General features: G+C 70.1%; 19 protein-coding genes and 1 other RNA gene. 17 read left to right on the top strand and 3 right to left on the bottom strand.

Annotated elements, in window-relative coordinates:
• Positions 1 to 25: 25 nt before the first annotated feature.
• The gene (locus VIL76_RS09255) at positions 26 to 244 is read right to left on the bottom strand and encodes a DUF1289 domain-containing protein (RefSeq protein WP_332044734.1); all 219 of its coding nucleotides are present in this window, start codon (positions 242 to 244) and stop codon (positions 26 to 28) included.
• Positions 241 to 672 (bottom strand): PaaI family thioesterase, encoded by a 432-nt coding sequence (locus tag VIL76_RS09250; RefSeq protein ID WP_332044733.1) that lies wholly within the window; start codon positions 670 to 672, stop codon positions 241 to 243. Before VIL76_RS09250 ends, VIL76_RS09255 begins: the two co-directional genes overlap by 4 nt.
• A gap of 174 nt (positions 673 to 846) precedes the next feature.
• On the opposite strand from VIL76_RS09250, the gene VIL76_RS09245 reads away from it, so the two are divergent.
• Positions 847 to 1197 carry a hypothetical protein gene (locus VIL76_RS09245; RefSeq protein WP_332044732.1) on the top strand — a complete coding sequence of 117 codons (351 nt, stop codon included), beginning with the start codon at positions 847 to 849 and terminating at the stop codon, positions 1195 to 1197.
• Between the two features lie 133 nt (positions 1198 to 1330).
• A complete protein-coding gene (locus tag VIL76_RS09240) occupies positions 1331 to 2794 on the top strand; it encodes a phospholipase D-like domain-containing protein (RefSeq protein ID WP_332044731.1) in 1464 nt (487 codons plus the stop codon).
• Here VIL76_RS09240 and VIL76_RS09235 read toward each other — a convergent pair.
• A complete protein-coding gene (locus VIL76_RS09235; RefSeq protein ID WP_332044730.1) occupies positions 2791 to 3522 on the bottom strand; it encodes an endonuclease/exonuclease/phosphatase family protein in 732 nt (243 codons plus the stop codon). The genes VIL76_RS09240 and VIL76_RS09235 overlap by 4 nt on opposite strands.
• A gap of 98 nt (positions 3523 to 3620) precedes the next feature.
• On the opposite strand from VIL76_RS09235, the gene VIL76_RS09230 reads away from it, so the two are divergent.
• The 15 genes from VIL76_RS09230 (at position 3621) to mraY (ending at position 17748) form a co-directional block, all read left to right on the top strand.
• Complete coding sequence (locus tag VIL76_RS09230) at positions 3621 to 4244, top strand: TonB family protein (protein ID WP_332044729.1); 624 nt, start codon at positions 3621 to 3623, stop codon at positions 4242 to 4244.
• Positions 4245 to 4347: 103 nt separating this feature from the next.
• Positions 4348 to 5550, top strand: coding sequence for an acyl-CoA dehydrogenase family protein (locus VIL76_RS09225; RefSeq protein ID WP_332044728.1), 1203 nt, complete (start codon positions 4348 to 4350; stop codon positions 5548 to 5550).
• 43 nt (positions 5551 to 5593) lie between these two features.
• Positions 5594 to 6736 (top strand): acyl-CoA dehydrogenase family protein, encoded by a 1143-nt coding sequence (locus tag VIL76_RS09220; protein ID WP_332044727.1) that lies wholly within the window; start codon positions 5594 to 5596, stop codon positions 6734 to 6736.
• A 2-nt stretch (positions 6737 to 6738) separates the two neighbouring features.
• Positions 6739 to 7350 (top strand): DUF3052 domain-containing protein, encoded by a 612-nt coding sequence (locus VIL76_RS09215; protein WP_332044726.1) that lies wholly within the window; start codon positions 6739 to 6741, stop codon positions 7348 to 7350.
• 96 nt (positions 7351 to 7446) lie between these two features.
• Entirely contained in the window at positions 7447 to 8340 is an 894-nt protein-coding gene (locus VIL76_RS09210) for a DMT family transporter (protein WP_332044725.1), read from the top strand.
• Positions 8337 to 9056, top strand: coding sequence for an N-acetylmuramoyl-L-alanine amidase (locus VIL76_RS09205; RefSeq protein WP_332044724.1), 720 nt, complete (start codon positions 8337 to 8339; stop codon positions 9054 to 9056). The genes VIL76_RS09210 and VIL76_RS09205 overlap by 4 nt, the downstream gene beginning before the upstream one ends.
• A complete protein-coding gene (locus tag VIL76_RS09200; protein ID WP_332044723.1) occupies positions 9056 to 9646 on the top strand; it encodes an FMN-binding negative transcriptional regulator in 591 nt (196 codons plus the stop codon). The genes VIL76_RS09205 and VIL76_RS09200 overlap by 1 nt, the downstream gene beginning before the upstream one ends.
• 34 nt (positions 9647 to 9680) lie before the next feature.
• Positions 9681 to 10066: RNase P RNA component class A (gene rnpB, locus VIL76_RS09195), an RNA gene on the top strand.
• 198 nt (positions 10067 to 10264) lie between these two features.
• Positions 10265 to 10732: a division/cell wall cluster transcriptional repressor MraZ gene (locus VIL76_RS09190; RefSeq protein ID WP_332044722.1), complete on the top strand. Its 468-nt coding sequence runs from the start codon at positions 10265 to 10267 to the stop codon at positions 10730 to 10732.
• Positions 10729 to 11664, top strand: coding sequence for a 16S rRNA (cytosine(1402)-N(4))-methyltransferase RsmH (gene rsmH, locus VIL76_RS09185; RefSeq protein WP_332044721.1), 936 nt, complete (start codon positions 10729 to 10731; stop codon positions 11662 to 11664). The genes VIL76_RS09190 and rsmH overlap by 4 nt, the downstream gene beginning before the upstream one ends.
• Complete coding sequence (gene ftsL, locus VIL76_RS09180; RefSeq protein ID WP_332044720.1) at positions 11661 to 12062, top strand: cell division protein FtsL; 402 nt, start codon at positions 11661 to 11663, stop codon at positions 12060 to 12062. The genes rsmH and ftsL overlap by 4 nt, the downstream gene beginning before the upstream one ends.
• Entirely contained in the window at positions 12059 to 13804 is a 1746-nt protein-coding gene (locus VIL76_RS09175; RefSeq protein WP_332044719.1) for a penicillin-binding protein 2, read from the top strand. The genes ftsL and VIL76_RS09175 overlap by 4 nt, the downstream gene beginning before the upstream one ends.
• Positions 13801 to 15255: a UDP-N-acetylmuramoyl-L-alanyl-D-glutamate--2,6-diaminopimelate ligase gene (locus VIL76_RS09170; RefSeq protein ID WP_332044718.1), complete on the top strand. Its 1455-nt coding sequence runs from the start codon at positions 13801 to 13803 to the stop codon at positions 15253 to 15255. The genes VIL76_RS09175 and VIL76_RS09170 overlap by 4 nt, the downstream gene beginning before the upstream one ends.
• Positions 15248 to 16642, top strand: a complete 1395-nt coding sequence (locus VIL76_RS09165; protein WP_332044717.1) for a UDP-N-acetylmuramoyl-tripeptide--D-alanyl-D-alanine ligase — start codon at positions 15248 to 15250, stop codon at positions 16640 to 16642. Before VIL76_RS09170 ends, VIL76_RS09165 begins: the two co-directional genes overlap by 8 nt.
• Positions 16642 to 17748, top strand: coding sequence for a phospho-N-acetylmuramoyl-pentapeptide-transferase (mraY, locus tag VIL76_RS09160; RefSeq protein WP_332044716.1), 1107 nt, complete (start codon positions 16642 to 16644; stop codon positions 17746 to 17748). Before VIL76_RS09165 ends, mraY begins: the two co-directional genes overlap by 1 nt.
• The last annotated feature ends 14 nt before the right edge of the window (positions 17749 to 17762 follow it).

Here is a 17762-nt window from a genome sequence, read left to right as displayed (position 1 = left end):
GTTTTCAAGCGGTGAACGGCCGTCGTTACCGAAAGATTGCCAGCTTCTCCGGCCGGATTCGCGCCCGGCGGTCCGGGAGCTCGGCCATGATCCGCTCGCGCTCCTCCTCGGAGAACCGCGCCCACTGGGCTACCTCGTTGAGCTGGCGGTAGCAGCCCAGGCAGAGCCCGCTCTCCCCGTCCACGACGCAGACCTTCACGCAGGGCGTCTTGATCGGCGCGGGCGCCTTGGCAGGTTCGCTCATGACAGCGGCAGCGCGTAGGTGACGTTAGCCTGGGCGCAGATCCGGTCCGGGCTCTCGGTCCAGAGGCGCACGTCGCAGACGGCGTTGCGGCGCCCCAGGTGCAGCAGCTCGGCCTCCGCGTGGATGTCGCCGGGCTTGGCGCCGCGCAGGAAGTTCATCAGCAGGGACGAGGTCACCGCCATCAGCTGGTCGCCGACGTGGGCCAGCACCAAGGCGTAGGCGGCGTTGTCGGCGATGCCCATGAGGTTCGGCCCGGAGATCAGCTGACCGGGCCGCAGCATGCCGGGCGAATAGGCGCGCACCACAGTCACCCGGCCCGGTGCGACCGCGACGGTCTTGGGGAGGCCGTCCTGCGGCGCGTCCGGGAAGGCGCGCCGCATCAGGGCGTTGACCTCGTCGGCGGTGAGCTTGGGCTGCGGGGCGGCCATGCCGCCTACATGCCCGGCGCGTCCGAACATTACAAGATGTTTACGGACGGTAGTAACATCCATGTATCATTGCTGATAATTAATCCGACTCTACTGCTCATTACACCCAATTCATTTGAGATCAGCTTTGTCGGCGCTCAGCTTCCCCTTGTCAGTTTGTTTGGGAGAGAGACCATGAAGACCGCCGCCATACTCATCGCCGGCCTGAGCCTTGCCGTCGCCGGCGCCGCCGTCGCCAGCCCCCGGGTTTCGGACCTCGACTACCTGCGCGCCAGCCGCTGCAAGGGGATCGCCGAAACCGCAGGCGTCGACACGGCCGGCGTGGACGCCCTGCTGAAGACCGCGAAGATGAGCCGCTTGGACGTCATCCGCCAGCGCGGCGAGGCCGAGCTGGCGCGCGCCAAGCGCGAGGCCCGGGGCTCGCTGAAGGAAAAGGTCACCGCCGAGCTCTCCGGCGGCTGCGCAGCCTACATGGGCGGCCCCGAGGAGTTCGCCGCCGCAAAGTCTCCCTCGAAGGCCCAATAGTCTCACGGGCTGGCGCGCCGCTCCTCCCGGAGCGGCGCGCTGTTCTTTCTTGCTCTTAACCGGCTCGGAACCCACCTTGAGGCTTAGCCTTTGAGGGGGTGGGCCGCGCTCGGGCCCCGGCCTAGGGAGCAAGATGACGGTCATCCGACCCGGTGAAACCTGCTGGCGCACCGCGCGCGCCGGGCGGACCGCCTTCCTGATCGACACCGAGGCCTATTTCACCGCGCTCTTCGACGCGTTCCACAAGGCGCGCCGGTCGATCTTCATCCTGGGCTGGGGCTTCGACCCGCGGACCCGGCTGTTTCCCGACGGCTACGACGGACCTGACGACCCCGACGAGGTGGGCCGCATCCTGGTCGAGCTCGCGTGCGCCCGGCCCGAGCTCGATGTCCGCCTGCTGATCTGGAAATCGGCCCTGCCGATCAGCGCCAGCCAGGATTTCTTCCCGCACAAGGCGCGCAAGTTCTTCGAGAAGACGCCGGTGAAGTTCCGCCTCGACAGCGCGGTGCCCTTCGGAGCCTGCCACCACCAGAAGATCGTCGTGGTCGACGACCGGCTGGCGTTCTGCGGCGGCGGCGACATCGGCGTGGACCGCTGGGACACCGCTGCCCACCTCGACGACGACCAGCGCCGGATCATGCCCAAGCAGGAGTGCCACGCGCCCCGCCACGAGGTGATGGCCATGGTGGACGGCGAGGCTGCGCGCGTGCTGGCCGAACACTGCCGCGAGCGCTGGCGGCGCGCCACCGACGAAGTCCTGCCGCCGCCGCCGGACGCCGGCGGGGATCCGTGGCCGGACCACGTGCCGCCGCACATCCTCGACGCCGAGGTGGCCATCGCGCGGACCGAACCCGCCTGGAAAGGCCGGCCGATGGTGAGCGAGATCCAGAAGCTGACGCTGGCCGCCATCGCCAGCGCCAAGAGCTGCATCTACCTGGAGAACCAGTACTTCACCTCGCCGCTGATCACCGAGGCGGTCGCGGCGCGCCTCGCCGAGCCGAACGGTCCGGAGGTGGTGCTCATCTCCACCGGCAAGGCGCCCAGCTGGTTCGACCAGCTGACCATGGACCGGGCGAGGGGCGCGATGATCTGGCGGCTGCGCGCCGCCGACATCTTCGGCCGCTTCCGGGCCTTCTATCCGACCACCCCCGGGGGGGAGACGATCATCGTCCACTCGAAGGTCAGCGTCTTCGACGACCGGCTGGCCCGCGTGGGCTCGGCCAACCTCAACAACCGCTCGGGGGGATTCGACACCGAGATCGAGCTGACGGTCCGCTGCGACGACCGCAGGTCGCGGCTCACCATCGCGGCCTTCCGCGACCGGCTGATCGGCCACTTCATGGCGGTGACGGGCGATGCGGTGAAGAAGGCGCGCACCGACTTCGGCGGGCTGGTCGGCGCCATCGACGCGCTGAACCGCGAGGGACGCCTTGCGCCGATCGAGCCGCCCAAGATGAGCGCGTTCGGCGAGTTCGTGTCGGCCTACCACATCGGAGACCCGTCCGACACGGCCGACTCCTGGCGGCTGGGGCGCAGGCGCGAGCGGCTCTATCGGGAGGCGCGGCTCATCGCCGAAGAGGCGGCGCGCGCCCGCTAGCCCACCTCGAAGTCCATGACCAGCGGTAGGTGGTCCGAGGCCACGCGCCAGGCGGGGGAAAACGGCACGAAGACATCCTTCACCGTCACCTCCGGGCTGACGAAGATGTGGTCGATCTTCAGCACCGGCAGGGCGGCCGGGAAGGTGGAGCTGGGCTTTCGGACGGGCGCCCGCGTCCGGGCATTCTCCAGCCTGGCCGAGAGCGTGCGGTAGACGACGGAGGTCCCCGTCGCGTTGAAGTCGCCGAGCAGGATGCGCGGACCCCTGAAGCGCGGATGCTCAAGCCACGAGGGCCCCGCCAGGTGGGTGGCCTGCATCTGCTGCTCGCGGGGCACCAGGCCCAGATGGGTGTTGATCACCTGCACCCTGGTCCCGTCGACGTCGACCTCGATCCAGAGCGCGCCGCGGGGCTCCAGCGCCGCGATCCGCGGGTGGCCGGGGAGGGGCCCGACCTGGATCAGGGTCTCGGGATAGGCGGACAGGATGGCGTCGCCATAGAGCTCCTCCTCCACCCTCATCGCGGCGTGGAAATGGCACGCCATGTCGAGACGCTGGGCGATCTCGTGGGCCTGGTCGACGTGGTTGGTCCGCGCGCGGCCGACGTCGAGCTCCTGAAGGGCGACGATGTCCGGCTGAAGGGTGGCCAGCACGTCGGCGATCCGCGCGACGTCGAGCCGGCGGTCGTTCCCGACGCAGCGGTGCACATTGTAGGTCAGGATGCGCGGCATGGGGCCCGACCGTTTGGCCGTCATTTGAGGCGAACGCAAGGTCGCATGGCCGAGCTTCGCCATCCTTCCGCCGCCGGACGCGGCGAGGCTCGGGAGCCATGTTCGCTGCACTCCTCATACTGGCGCTGCAAGCGGGTCCGACCGCCGAGCGGGGTCCGACCGCCGCCGACATCGCGCGCTACTATCCCGAGGCCGCCGCGAAGGGCGGCGTCGAGGGCCGCGCTACGCTCGGCTGCACGATTGCGGCCAACGGCCTGCTGGAGGGGTGCCGTGTCCTGGAGGAGACGCCGGCCGATCAGGGTTTCCGCGAGGCGGCGCTGAGAATGTCCCGCCTCTTCAAGATGCGTCCGACGACCCGCTCCGGCGAGCCGGTGGCCGGCGGGCAGGTGCGCATCCCGATCCGGTTCGTCCTGCCGGAACCGGAGCTGTCGAGCTCCCGGTTCAAGGAGACCCCCAGCCCCTACGAGGGCGCGCTGGCCTTCCCGGCCACGGCCGCCGCGAACGGCATTTCGGGCCGCGCGGTGCTCCGCTGCCGGGTCAACGCGGTGGGCCGGCTCGCCGACTGCTCGGTCAAGGACGAAACCCCGGCGGGCTACGGCTTCGGGAAGGCCGCCCTGTCGCTGCGCTCCAAGTTCCGCATGCGCCCGGTGGAGAAGGGCGCGGACCCCTGGGTGGACGTGCCGCTGAACTTCGACGCCAACCGCAGCCTGGTGATCTGGTAGCGATTTCGGACTGGCGCATTGATGACGTTGACGTAAGCGTAATCTTCCCAAGCGCCGGGGCGGGGCGTATTACGCCGTAAACCCGCAGCCCGGAGGCTCCCCCATGAACCTCGACTTCACCCCTGAAGAAAACGCCTTCCGCGAGGAGGTCCGGGCCTTCATCCGGGACAACTATCCCGCCGAGCTGCGCGAGGCGCAGGACGAGCACCGGCAGCTGACCAAGGAGGAGTACCTCCTGTGGCACCGCGTGCTGGCCAAGAAGGGCTGGGTGGCGCCGTCCTGGCCGGTGGAGCACGGCGGCACCGGCTGGACGCCTACCCAGAAGTACATCTGGTCCGAGGAGCTGGCGCGGGCCGACGCCCTCCCGGTGCTGCCGTTCGGCGTGAGCATGCTGGCGCCGGTGATCTACACCTTCGGCACCGAGGAGCAGAAGAAGCAGTTCCTGCCCGGCATCTACAATGGGGAAGTCTGGTGGTGCCAGGGCTACTCCGAGCCGGGCGCGGGCTCGGACCTGGCGAGCCTCCGGACCCGGGCGGAGCGGATCACCGCCGACGACGGCAAGGAATACTACATCGTCAACGGCCAGAAGACGTGGACGACGCTCGGCCAGTTCGCCGACTGGGGCTTCTTCCTGGTCCGCACCGACCCGAACGCCAAGCCGCAGGCGGGCATCTCCTTCCTGCTGATCGACATGAAGAGCCCGGGCGTGAGTGTCCGGCCGATCATCACCCTGGAGGGCGGCCACGAGGTCAACGACGTGTTCCTGGAGAACGTGAAGGTGCCGGTGGAGAACCGGATCTTCCACGAGAACCAGGGCTGGACGTGCGCCAAGGCGCTGTTGGCGCACGAGCGCTCGGGCATCGCCGGGGTGGCGCGCTCGAAGCGGAACCTGGAGAAGCTGCGCAAGATCGCCGGGACGGAGACGTCGGACACCGGCGGGTCGCTGATCCAGGACGCGTTCTTCCGCCGCAAGGTGGCCGAGCTGGAGATCGACCTGACGGCGCTGGAGTTCACGGAGCTACGGACGCTGGCGGGTGAGAGCAGCGGCAAGGGCCCGGGCCCGGAGAGCTCGATCCTGAAGATCAAGGGCACCGAGATCCAGCAGCGGCTGCAGGAGCTGGCGCTGGAGGCGGTGGGCCACTACGGCGCGCCGTTCCTGCGCGACCTGGGGGACAACTTCCAGGCGGGCCCGGACTACGCCCGCGGCTTGGCCGGCGAGTACTTTAACGGCCGCAAGACCTCGATCTACGGCGGCTCCAACGAGATCCAGCGCAACATCATCGCCAAGATGGTGCTGGGCCTCTAAAGCTCGACCGATCGACCTTCCAGTTTCCCGACGGAGCGACCCCTTGGATTTTAGCTTCACCGAAGAACAGTCGATGCTGCGCGACACGGTCGCGAGCTACCTGGCGGACACCTACACCTTCGAGCAGCGGCGCGCGGTGGTCGGCAAGGAGCCGGGCTGGAATCCGGGCGTGTGGAAGGCCTTCGCCGAGGAGCTGGGCATCTTGGGCGCGCCGTTCTCGGAAGAGCTGGGCGGCCTGGGCGGCGGTCCGATCGAGAACATGATCGTCATGGAGGAGCTGGGTAAGGCGCTGGTCGTAGAGCCCTACCTGCCGACGGTGGTGATCGGCGGCGGCTTCCTGAAGCACTCCGGCCATGGGCAGGCCGCGGACCTGATCGGGGAGATCATCGCGGGTACGGCGGTCTATGCCTTCGCCTACGCCGAGCCCAAAGGGCGCTACAACCTCGCGGCCGTCTCGACGTCGGCGAAGAAGGACGGCGACGGCTACGTCATCAACGGCCAGAAGGCCGTCGTGGTGGGCGGGCCCTGGGCCACCCACTTGATCGTCACGGCGCGCACCGGCGGCGGCGAGCGCGAACAGCAGGGGATCAGCGCCTTCATCGTGCCGACGGACGCGCAAGGGGTCTCCACGCGCGACTATCCGACAGTGGACGGCGGCCGCGCCTCGGAAGTGACCTTCGAGAACGTCCGCGTCGGCGCCGAGGCCCTGCTCGGGCCGGAGGGCCAGGGCTTCCCGCTCATCGAGCGGGTCGTCGACGAGGCGGTGGTGGCCACCTGCGGCGAGGCGCTCGGCGTGCTGCGCCGGCTGCACGAAGGGACGCTGGAATACACCAAGCAGCGCAAGCAGTTCGGCGCGCCGATCTCGTCCTTCCAGGTGCTGCAGCACCGGATGGTCGATATGTTCATCAACGTCGAGCAGTCGATCTCCATGACCTACATGGCGACGATCAAGCTCGGCGACGACGCCGAGCGGGCGAAGGCGGCCAGCGCCGCCAAGGTGCAGATCGGCAAGGCCTGCCGCTTCGTGGGTCAGAACGCCATCCAGCTGCACGGCGGCATGGGCATGACCGAGGAGATGGCCATCGGCCACTACTTCAAGCGGGCGACCCTGATCGAGAGCGCCTTCGGCAACACCGACCACCACCTGGCCCGCTACGAGTTCCTCAGCCTCGGCCAGGCCGCCTAGGCGTGGGCAAGGAGGCGGAGGTCACGGCGATCCTGGCGGACGGGCCCGACGAGGGGCGGCTGCAGTACGAGGCGCCGAAGCTGATTTTCCGCGGGCGCGAGCGGCTGGTGTTCGAGGGCGAGGCGCTGAAGGGGGTGCGCGCCGACGGCGGTGACCTGGCGCTGGCGGACGGCTCTCGGTTCGCGCTGGGTGAAAAGCGGGCGGCGAACTGGGCCGACGCCATCCTGAATCCGAAGGGCCGCGCCCAGAAGATCGGCGTGAGGGCGGGCATGCGGGCGGCGGTGATCGGCGTTCCGGATCCGACGCTTACCGCAGAGCTGGCGGCGGCCGGCGCGGTTCCGGTCGATGAACTCGCCGAGCTGGACCTGCTCTTCTATGGCGCGGACAGCGACGCCGAGTTGGCGCGGGTCGGCGAGCTGGTTCCGGCGCTGGCAGAGGCGGGCGCGCTCTGGATCGTCTCGCGCAAGGGCAAGGCCGCCACGTTGCAGGACACCGAGGTCATGGCCGCGGCCAAGGCGCATGGGCTGGTCGACAACAAGGTGGTCAGCTTCTCGGACACGCATACGGCGCTGAAGTTCGTCCGCCGTAAGGACTACCCCTTACCTACCGCGTAACCGAACGGCCCGAGTGCACCGGGTGAATGCCGACCTCGCCGGTTTCACGACGGCCCAGGTTGCCCCCGCCGGCCAACGCGGCCTAAGCGGAGGGCCATGTCCCTCCGCGACCTCGGACTGATGCTGGCGGTGTGCCTGACCTGGGCCCTCAACAACATCATCTCCAAGCATGTGGTGAGCGGGATGGACGTGCCGCCGCTGTTCTATGCGGCAGCGCGGTTCGCCGTGGTGGCGGCGGCGACCGTGCCGTTCCTGTTCCCGGCGCCTCGGCCCTACTGGCGGCTGATCCTGGTGGCGCTGCTGATGGGCGGCGGCAACTTCGCCCTGATGTTCGTGGGCCTGAAGCTGTCCACCGCCTCGTCGGCGGCCGTGGTGCTGCAACTCGGCATGCCGATGACGTTGCTGCTGTCGATGGTGATGCTGGGCGAGCGGATCCGCTGGCGCCGCGGCGTCGGCATCGCGCTCACCTTCGCCGGCGCCATGACCGTGATGTGGGACCCGCACGGGCTCAGCATCTCCGCAGGCCTGCTGTTCGTGGCCGCGGCGGCCTTCGCGGGCTCGCTCGGCGCGGTGCTGATCAAGGGGATGGAGGGGGTGAAGCCGCTCACCTACCAGGCGTGGGTGGGGTTCGCCTCGGTGTGGCCGCTGGCGGTGCTCTCCGCCCGGCTGGAGCCCGGCCAGGTGCAGGCGGGGCTCGCGGCCGGCTGGCCTTTCCTGGCGGCGGTGCTGTTCTCGGCCCTGGTGGTCTCGCTGGCGGCGCACTCCGGCTACTTCGTGCTGATCCAGCGTTACGAGGCCAACCTGATCTCCGCGTTGACGCTGCTGACGCCGCTCTTCACGATCGGGCTCGGGGTGGCGATCCTGCACGACCCGTTCGGGCCGCGGATGGCGATCGGCGCGGTGCTCGCGCTGACCGGCGTGCTGATCATCGCGTTGAGGGGCTCCCAGGTGATGCCGCTGCTCATGGCCATACGGAACCGCGCGCAATGAACGTGATCGAGGCGCCGTCGCCCAACTTCGATGCCCGCACCGCGCCGCCCGACGTCCTCGTCCTGCACTACACCGGCATGGAGACCGGGGAAGGCGCGCTCGCCCGCCTGCGCGATCCGGAAGCCAAGGTCTCGTCGCACTACCTGGTGGAAGAAGACGGCCGCGTGTTCCGGCTGGTGCCGGAGGAGCGCCGCGCCTGGCACGCCGGCCGCTCGTTCTGGCGCGGGGTGGAGAACGTCAACGGGAATTCGGTCGGCATCGAGATCGTCAATCCGGGCCACGAGTTCGGCTACCGCCCCTTCCCGGAGCCGCAGATCGCGGCGGTGATCGAACTTGTTGCAGACATCCGAACGCGGTGGACCATCGAGGACCGCAATATCGTCGGCCACTCCGACGTGGCGCCCGATCGCAAGATCGATCCCGGCGAGCTGTTCCCCTGGCGGCGGCTGGCGGAGGCGGGTCACGGGCTGTGGGCCGAGGTCCCGCCCGCGCCCGGCGCGCCGCTGGCCGAGGGCGAGGAGGGCGCCGGCGTCTTCGCCCTGCAGGCAGGACTGACACGCCTGGGCTACGACTGCGCGCCGTCCGGCAAGTACGACGCGCACACGAAGACGGTGGTCAGCGCCTTCCAGCGGCACTGGCGCCCCGAGCGGTTCGACGGCGTCGCCGATGGGGAGACCCGCGCGCGGTTGATCGCCCTGCTGCGGCTCGGCGCCTGATGCATCCCGCGCCGGGCTTCCGCGTCGAGGACGAGGCGACGCTGCTGGCGCAGTTGGAGCGGCAGCCGCTGTGCACGGTCGCTGCTGCCCCAGACGGCCGCGTGCGGATCGCCCATGCGCCGGTGATCGCGCGGCGGCTGGAGGGCAGGCTGGCGCTGGACTTCCACCTCTCCCGCAAGAATGCGCTCACCGCCTTCGTCGCGGACGGTTTCCGCGCCACCCTGGTGAGCCTCGGCCCCGACGCCTACGTCAGCCCCGACTGGTACGAGGCCGCCGACCAGGTGCCGACCTGGAACTACGTCACGGTAGAGGTGGAAGGCGCGTGTGTGGGACTGGATGACACCGGGCTCGTGGCGCTGCTCGACGCGCTGTCCGCCCAGGAGGAGGCAAAGCTGCTGCCGAAGCCGCCATGGACGCGGGCCAAGATGACGCCGGGACGCTTCGAGGCCATGACGCGGGCGATCATGGGGGTGCGGCTCACGGTCGAGCGGCTGGAGGGCACCTTCAAGCTCTCGCAGAACAAGGGCGACGCGGACCGGGCGGCCGTGGTCCGCGGCCTGGGTGACCACCCGCTGGCGAAGCTGATTTGACTCCCGTTCTCCGAGCCACCAAGGTCCGCCCGGATCAGACGGCCGGGCGGTCGCGGCCCCTTCGGGGGTCGAGGAAAGTCCGGGCTCCACGACGACATGGCGGCGGGTAACGCCCGCCGGGGGCGACCCCAGGGATAGCGCCACAGAAAGCAAACCGCCCCTCTTCGGAGAGGTAAGGGTGAAAGGGTGGGGTAAGAGCCCACCGCGTTCCTGGTAACAGGGACGGCACGGCAAGCCCCGCCAGGAGCAAGACCGAATAGGGGTTCCGCGTCCCGGACTTGCTCCGGGATAGGGCTGTCGTAGGCCTGAGGGACCCGGGTAGGTCGCGAGAACCGGCCCGCGAGGGTCGGTCCAGAGGAATGGCCGCCGCGTCTCCGCAAGGGGGCGGCACAGAACCCGGCTTACAGGCCGTCTGATCCCTTCATTGCGAGCCACAGATCACGCGGGGCGTGGACCCCGTATCGGCGTGCGTTTTTGCGCCTGCTGAGTCATCCAGAGTCATTGTGTCCCATTCAGTCCCGTGTTAACCCAGTCACCATTCGCTAACCAAGCTGATTTGCGCCGGGGGCGGGGCGGACAGCGCGGCGGTTGCGAGGCGGGCAGGGGCAGGCGGGCGGGATGTTTCTCTCGACCTTCGAGAAACAGCTGGACGCGAAACGGCGCATCGTCGTGCCGCAGGAGTTCCGCGCGCTCGCCGCCGGGCCCTTCGACGGAGTCATCTGCTTCCCCTCCATCGAGGCCGACTGCATCGAGGGCGGCGGCCAGGCGCTGTTCGACCGCTACATGGGCGTGATCGAGGAGCTGCCGTTCGGCGATCCGCTTCGCTCGGCCCTGGAGACCTCGGTGCTCGGCGGCATGGCCAGGCTGTCCTTCGACACCGCCGGCCGGATCACCCTGCCGGAAAGCCTCTGCGAGATGTTCGGCCTCACCGACTGGGTGGTGGTCGTGGGCCTCGGCGACCGGTTCCAGATCTGGCAGCGCGAGGCTTTCCACGCCCACCGCGCCGCTCAGCGCGAGCTCGCCCGCGAGGGGCTGGCGCAGCTGCGCGCCCAGCAACGCGCCGCCAAGCTCGGGGCCGCGCAATGAGCGGCGCGCCCCACGTCCCCGTGCTCATGGCCGAGGTGGTCGCGGCCCTTGAGACCGGCCCCGGCAAGACGGTGATCGACGGCACCTTCGGCGCCGGCGGCTACGCCCGCGCGATCCTGGCCACCGGCGCCAGCGTCATCGCCTTCGACCGCGACCCCACCGCCCGCCGCTTCGCAGAGGGCCTGCCCGCCGACCGCTTCCGGCTGGTCGAGAGCCGCTTCTCCGAAATGGACCAGGAAGTCGGCGAGGCGGGCGTCGACGGCGTGGCGCTGGATCTCGGCGTCTCCTCCATGCAACTCGACGAGGCCGACCGCGGCTTCTCCTTCATGCGCGACGGGCCGCTGGACATGCGCATGGGCGCCGACGGCCCCACCGCCGCCGACCTCGTCAACACCGCCGAGCCGGCCGAGCTGGCGCGCATCCTCTTCGTCTACGGCGAGGAGCGGCAGAGCCGGCGCATCGCGCGCGCCATTGAGCGCCGCCGGGCCGAGCAGCCGTTCACCCGCACCCTGGAACTCGCCGAGTTCATCGAGAAGGCCCTGGGCGGCCGGCGCGGCGCCAAGGTGCACCCGGCGACGCGGTCCTTCCAGGCCATCCGCATCGCCGTCAACGAGGAGCTTTCGGAGCTGGAGGCCGGCCTGGCCGCCGCCGAGCGCGTGCTGCGGCCAAATGGGCGGCTGTGCGTCGTCACATTCCATTCGCTGGAAGACAGAATCGTGAAGTCTTTCCTGGCGGTGCGAGCGGGTAGAACGCCAGCGGGCTCGCGCCACGCGCCGCCGGTCCAGGCCGGCGCAGCGCCCAGCTTCCAGCTCCTGTTCAACGGCGCGCGCGCGCCGTCGGACGAGGAGGTGGCGGCCAACCCCCGTGCCCGCTCGGCGAAACTGAGAGCGGCCGTGCGCACCGACGCGCCGGTCTGGAGGGATGCGGCATGATGCTGCTCGAGCGCAGGGTCCGGGGCTTCCGGCTGGTCGACCTGGTGGCGCTCGGCCTGCTCGTGGTGCTGATCCTGGGCGTCTACCTGTTCAAGACCGTGGCCGGGCGCGAGCGCGCCGAGATCGCCCGCGTCGAGCGCCAGATCGCCGCCGAGAAGGCGCGCATCCGCCTGCTGCAGGCCGAGGTCAGCCACCTCGAGCAGCCCGCCCGCATCGGCCATCTTTCCGAAGCCTACCTTGGCCTGGCGCCGATCTCGGTGAAGCGGGAGACGAGCCCGGACGCGCTGGTGGACGTCGCCCGCAAGCCGGTCGAGAAGCCGGCGGTCGCCGCGCCGGCGCCTGCGCCGGCCGCGCCGGTCGTCGAGGACGGGCCCGCGGCTGACGAGGCCGCCCGATGAGCCTCGGGCAGCAGGCGCTCGGCGGCTCGCCGGTCTCGCGCTGGTTCGCCCGGCGGGTCTGGCAGCTGGAGCACGCCTTCGAGCGGGCGCGCGCCTCGGGCCGGCCCGAGGACGACACCCGCATCCGCATCTTCGTGGTGCTGGGCCTGTTTGGGCTCCTGTTCGTGATCCTGGCGGTCGGCGCCACGCGGGCGGCGGTGTTCTCCGGCCTGCGCTCGGGCGGCTATGCAACCCCGGTGGGGGCCGCGCGCGCGGACCTCGTCGACCGCAACGGCATGCTGCTGGCCGCTGACCTGCTGCACTACGGGCTCTACATCGACCCGCGCGAGATCTGGGACACCGCGGAGGCGCGCCGCGCGCTCACCGCCACGCTGCCCGAGCTCGACGCCCAACGGCTGGAACGCGCCCTCCGCGGCGAGCGCCGCATCTTCGTCCTGGGCGGTCTCACGCCCGAGGCCAAGGCGCGGGTGCACGCTCTGGGCCTGCCCGGCGTCTCGTTCGAGCCGGAGGAGCGGCGGGTCTATCCGCTGGGCAAGACGGCCGCCCACATCATCGGCTTCGCCGACACGGGCGGCGAGGGCCTCTCCGGCGCGGAAGCGGCGCTGAACGAGGACATCCGCCGGGCGGCCGCCGCGAACACGCCCGTGCCGCTCTCCATCGACCTGCGCGTGCAGGCGGCGCTGGAGGACGAGCTCACCAAGGCGGCGATGGAGTTCCGGCCCGTCGGCGCCGTCGGCCTCGTCACCAACGTCCAGACCGGCGAAATCCTGGGTATGGCCAGCTGGCCGGCCTACGACCCCAACGACCCGGGCGGGGCCACCGACAGCGAGCGACTGAACCGGGCCGCCGCCGCCGTCTTCGAGATGGGCTCCACGTTCAAGGCGTTCACGGTCGCCATCGGCCTCGACGCAGGCGTGGCGACGCCCAGCTCCACCTTCGACGCCCGTGAGCCCATGAAGCTCGGCTACCGGACGATCCACGACTACCACGCGGCCCGGAAGATCCTGACCCTGGTTGAGGTGTTCCAGCACTCGTCCAACATCGGCACCGCCAAGCTGGCCCTCGGCGTCGGCCCGCAGAAGATGGAGCAGTATTTCTCGGCGCTCGGCCTCACCAAGCCGGCGCAGGTGGAGCTGTTCGAATCCGCGCGCCCGCTGACGCCGAAGAAGTGGGACATCGACGCAGTGGCCTCCACCTCGTTCGGACATGGCCTGAATGTGAGCCCGCTGGCGCTTGCGCGCGCGATGGGCGCGCTCTTGAACGGGGGGGTCATGCCGCCTCTGACCATCCGCAAGCTGGAGAAGGGCGCCCGTCCACAGGCCGCCCGGGTGATGAGCGAGCGCACCAGCGCCCAGATGCTGCAGATCATGCGGGCGAACGTGACCGGCGGCTCAGGCGGCAAGGCCGACGTGCCGGGCCTCTCGGTCGGCGGCAAGACCGGCACCGGCGAGAAGTACGATCCCGCCATCCGGGCCTACAACCACAACCGGCAGGTCTCGTCGTTCGCCGCGGTTTTCCCGACCGATGGCGCGGTGACCGAGGACCGGTATTTCGTGCTGATCCTGATGGACGAGCCCAAGCCCAGCGCCAACACCTTCGGCTACTCGACCGGTGGCTGGGTGGCGGCGCCGGCGGCGGGCAAGACCATCGCGCGGATCGCGCCGTTCCTGGGCGTGAAGCGAAAGGCCGACATCCTGACGCTTGCCGCGCCCGCGCCGCCCGCGCCGGGAGAGGCGCAATGACCCGGCGCCTGTCCGAGATCGTCCGGCGCGAGCTTGCCGCCGACCCAGAGATCACCGGCGTCACCGCCGACAGCCGCAAGGTGAAGCCGGGCTTTCTGTTCGCCGCCCTGCCGGGGACCAAGGTCGATGGCGCGGAGTTCGCCGCGAAGGCCGTGGATCAGGGCGCTGTCGCGGTCATCGCCGAGCGCGAGCTGGGCCTCTCGGTTCCGACGATCGCGACGCCGGATCCGCGTAGGGTCTATGCGCTGGCCGCCGCCGCCTTCTGGGCCAAGCAGCCGGACGTGTGCATCGCGGTCACCGGCACCAACGGGAAGACCTCGGTGGCCAACTTCTGCCGCCAGATGTTCGCGCACGCGGGCCGCACCTCGGCCAGCATGGGCACGCTGGGGATCACCGTCTCGCAACCCGATGGGACGCACGAACAGCTGACGCCCCCGGGGCTCACCACGCCCGATGCGGCCGACGTCGCCGAATGGCTGGCCAAGCTGGCCGACATGCGCGTGACCCACTTCGCAATGGAGGCGTCGTCGCATGGCGTCGACCAGCGCCGGCTGGACGGCGTGCGGTTGAAGGCGGCGGGGTTCCTGAACCTGACGCAGGACCACCTCGACTACCACGGGACCATGGAGGCCTATCAGGCCGCCAAGCTGCGCCTCTTCGAGACCCTGCTGCCGCGCGGCGGGACGGCGGTGCTGAACGCCGACTCCGAGGCGTTCCCCACCTTCGCCGCGGCCGCGGTGATCGCCGGCCAGACGATCATGTCGGTGGGCGAGGCGGGGCAGGGGCTGAAGCTCGTGGAGCGCACCCTGCTCCCCGAGGGCCAGCGGCTGAAGGTGGAGACGGCCGGGCGCCCCTACGACATCCGCCTGCCGCTCGCCGGCGGCTTTCAGGCGTCCAACGCCCTGGTGGCGGCCGGCCTCTGCATCGCCGCAGGGCTGACGCCGGAGGAGGCGTTCGCGGGGCTGGAGACCCTCGACGGCGCCGCCGGCCGCCTGCAGCGCGTGGGCTCCGGTCCACGCGGCGGCGAGGCCTACGTCGACTACGCCCATACGCCGGACGGTCTTGAGACGGTGCTGAAGGCGCTCCGCCCGCACGTTCGCGGCAAGCTGATCGTGGTCTTCGGCGCCGGCGGCGACCGCGACCGCGGCAAGCGGCCGATCATGGGTCGCATCGCCGCCGAGCTCGCCGACGTCGCCATCGTCACCGACGACAACCCCCGCTCCGAGGAGCCCGCGGCCATCCGCGCCGAGGTGCTGGAGGGCGCGAAGGGCGCCCGGGAGATCGGCGACCGCCGCGAGGCGATCCGCGCCGCGGCGGCCATGCTGTCGGATGGCGACATCCTGGTGGTGGCCGGCAAAGGCCATGAGCAGGGCCAACTGGTCGCCGGCGTGACCCATCCCTTCGACGACGTGACCGCGACGGCGCAGGCGCTGGAGCTGGTCCATGGCTGAGCCGCTCTGGACCGCAGACGAGATCGCCGCTGCGACCGGCGGCCGGGTGACCGCGCACTTCGCGGCGGCCGGCGTGTCCATCGACACCCGCACGCTGGAGCCCGGCGACCTGTTCGTGGCGCTGGGTGGCGTGCGCGACGGCCACGAGTTCGTCGAGCAGGCGATGGGCAAGGGCGCCGCCGGCGCACTGGTCTCGCGAGACGTGCCCGGGCCTTCGGTGAAGGTCGAGGGCGAGGTTTTGGCCGCCCTGGAGAAGCTGGGCGTCGCCTCGCGGGAGCGGGCTCCGCACGTCCGCCGCGGGGCGGTCACCGGCTCGGTCGGCAAGACCAGCGTCACCCAGGCGGTGATGGCCGGGCTGCGCCTTGCCGGGCGCGCGCATTCGTCGGTGAAGTCCTACAACAACCATATCGGCGTGCCGCTGACCCTGGCGAGGATGCCGCGGGAGACAGAGCGCGCGGTGTTCGAGGTCGGCATGAACCACGCCGACGAGATCCGCCCTCTGACGAAGTTCGTGCGCCCGCACGCGGTGGTGATCACCACCGTGGGGCCCGTGCACACCGAGAACTTCCCGGATGGCGAGAAGGGTGTCGCACGCGCCAAGGCCGAGATCTTCGAGGGCCTTGAGCCGGGCGGCGTCGCGATCTTGAACGCCGACAACGTCTGGTTCGACTTCCTGAAGGACGCGGCCGAGACCGTGGGCGCGCAGGTGCTGACCTTCGGCACGGGCGCCGACTGCGACGCCCGCCTGATCGACTTTCAGGTCCCCTCGCCGCACGCCGCCGTGCAGGCGCGCCTGCACGGCAAGGGGCTGGATTTCCCGATCCTGCAGACCGGCTTCCACTGGGGGCTGAACTCCATGGCCGTGCTGCTGATGCACGAGGCGCTGGGCGTCGACCTCTCCGACAGCCTGGCGGCGCTCGGCTCGTTCGAGCCGCTGGAAGGCCGCGGCGCCGAGAAGCTGTTGCGGGTACGGGGCGGGACCGTCACCCTGATCGACGAAAGCTACAACGCCAACCCGATCTCCATGGCCTCGGCGATCGCCACACTCGGCGCCCGCGGGACCGAGGGGCGGCGCATCGTCGCGCTTACTGACATGCTGGAGCTCGGCGAGCAGGCGCATGACTTCCACCGCGGCCTCGCAGAACCGCTGGAGCGCGCCTCAATTGATAGGGTGTTCTGCGCCGGCCCGCTGATGAAAAGCCTCTGGGACGCCCTTCCTCCGACTCGGCGGGGAGCGTACGCGGAAACGGCGGCGGAACTCGCGCCGCAGGTCGTCCGCGCCGTAGAGCCCGGCGACCTGGTGATGGTGAAGGGGTCGAACGGATCGAAGGCCGGCGCGGTCGCCGCGGCCCTCCGTGCGCTCGATTCCGACGGGGAGGCGGGCTGATGTTCTACTGGCTGTACGAACAGCTTTCGGCCGACGGCTACTCCGTCCTTCGCCTCCTGAAATACCAAACCTTCCGCACCGGCATGGCGCTGTTCACGGCGCAGTTGATCGTCGTGGCCATGGGCTCGCGCTTCATCCGCTGGATGCAGGCCAAGCAGGGCAAGGGCCAGCCGATCCGCAAGGAAGGCATCGAGCGCCACATCATCGAGAAGGCCGGCACCCCGACCATGGGTGGGGTGATGATCCTGGCCGGTCTGCTGGGCGGGACGCTGCTGTGGAGCGACCTGTCGAACCCCTACGTCTGGGCGGTGGTGATCGTTACCGCGGGCTTCGGCCTGCTGGGCTTCCTCGACGACTACGCCAAGGTCACGCGCCAGACCACGGCGGGCATCTCCGGGCCGATCCGGCTGGCCATGGAGTTCGCCATCGCGTTTGCCGCCGTGGCGCTGATCATCCTGTTCGCGACGAAGCCTCCGGAAAGCCCGGGGCTGCTCACCAGCGTGACCTTCCCGGTGTTCAAGCAGCTCGTGCTCGACATGGGCTGGTTCTACCTGCTGTTCGGCGGCTTCATCATCGTCGGCGCGGCCAATGCGGTGAACTTCACCGACGGCCTCGATGGCCTGGCGACGGTCCCGGTGATGATCGCGGCCGCGGCCTATGGCGTGATCGCCTACCTGGTGGGCAACTTCGTCTTCTCGAACTACCTGCAGCTCCACTTCGTCCCCGGGGTGGGCGAGATCGCGGTCTTCGCAGGGGCCCTGATCGGCTCCGGCCTGGGCTTCCTCTGGTACAATGCGCCCCCGGCGAAGATCTTCATGGGCGACACCGGCTCGCTGGCGCTCGGCGGGGCCGTCGGCACGGTGGCTGTCGCCACCCGCCACGAGATCGTGCTGGGCGTGATCGGCGGCCTGTTCGTGGCCGAGACGCTGTCGGTGATGATCCAGGTCGCCTCGTTCAAGCTGACAGGCAAGCGGGTGTTCCGCATGGCGCCGGTGCACCACCACTTCGAGAAGCTCGGCTGGTCGGAATCCACGGTGGTGATCCGCTTCTGGATCGTCGCGGTGATGCTGGCCCTGCTCGGCCTCGCCACCCTCAAGCTGCGGTAGGGAGGGAAAGCGCT

It is taken from the genome of Phenylobacterium sp., assembly GCF_036563285.1.
Lineage (GTDB): Bacteria > Pseudomonadota > Alphaproteobacteria > Caulobacterales > Caulobacteraceae > Phenylobacterium.
This window is presented reverse-complemented; position numbering and strand designations above follow the sequence as displayed.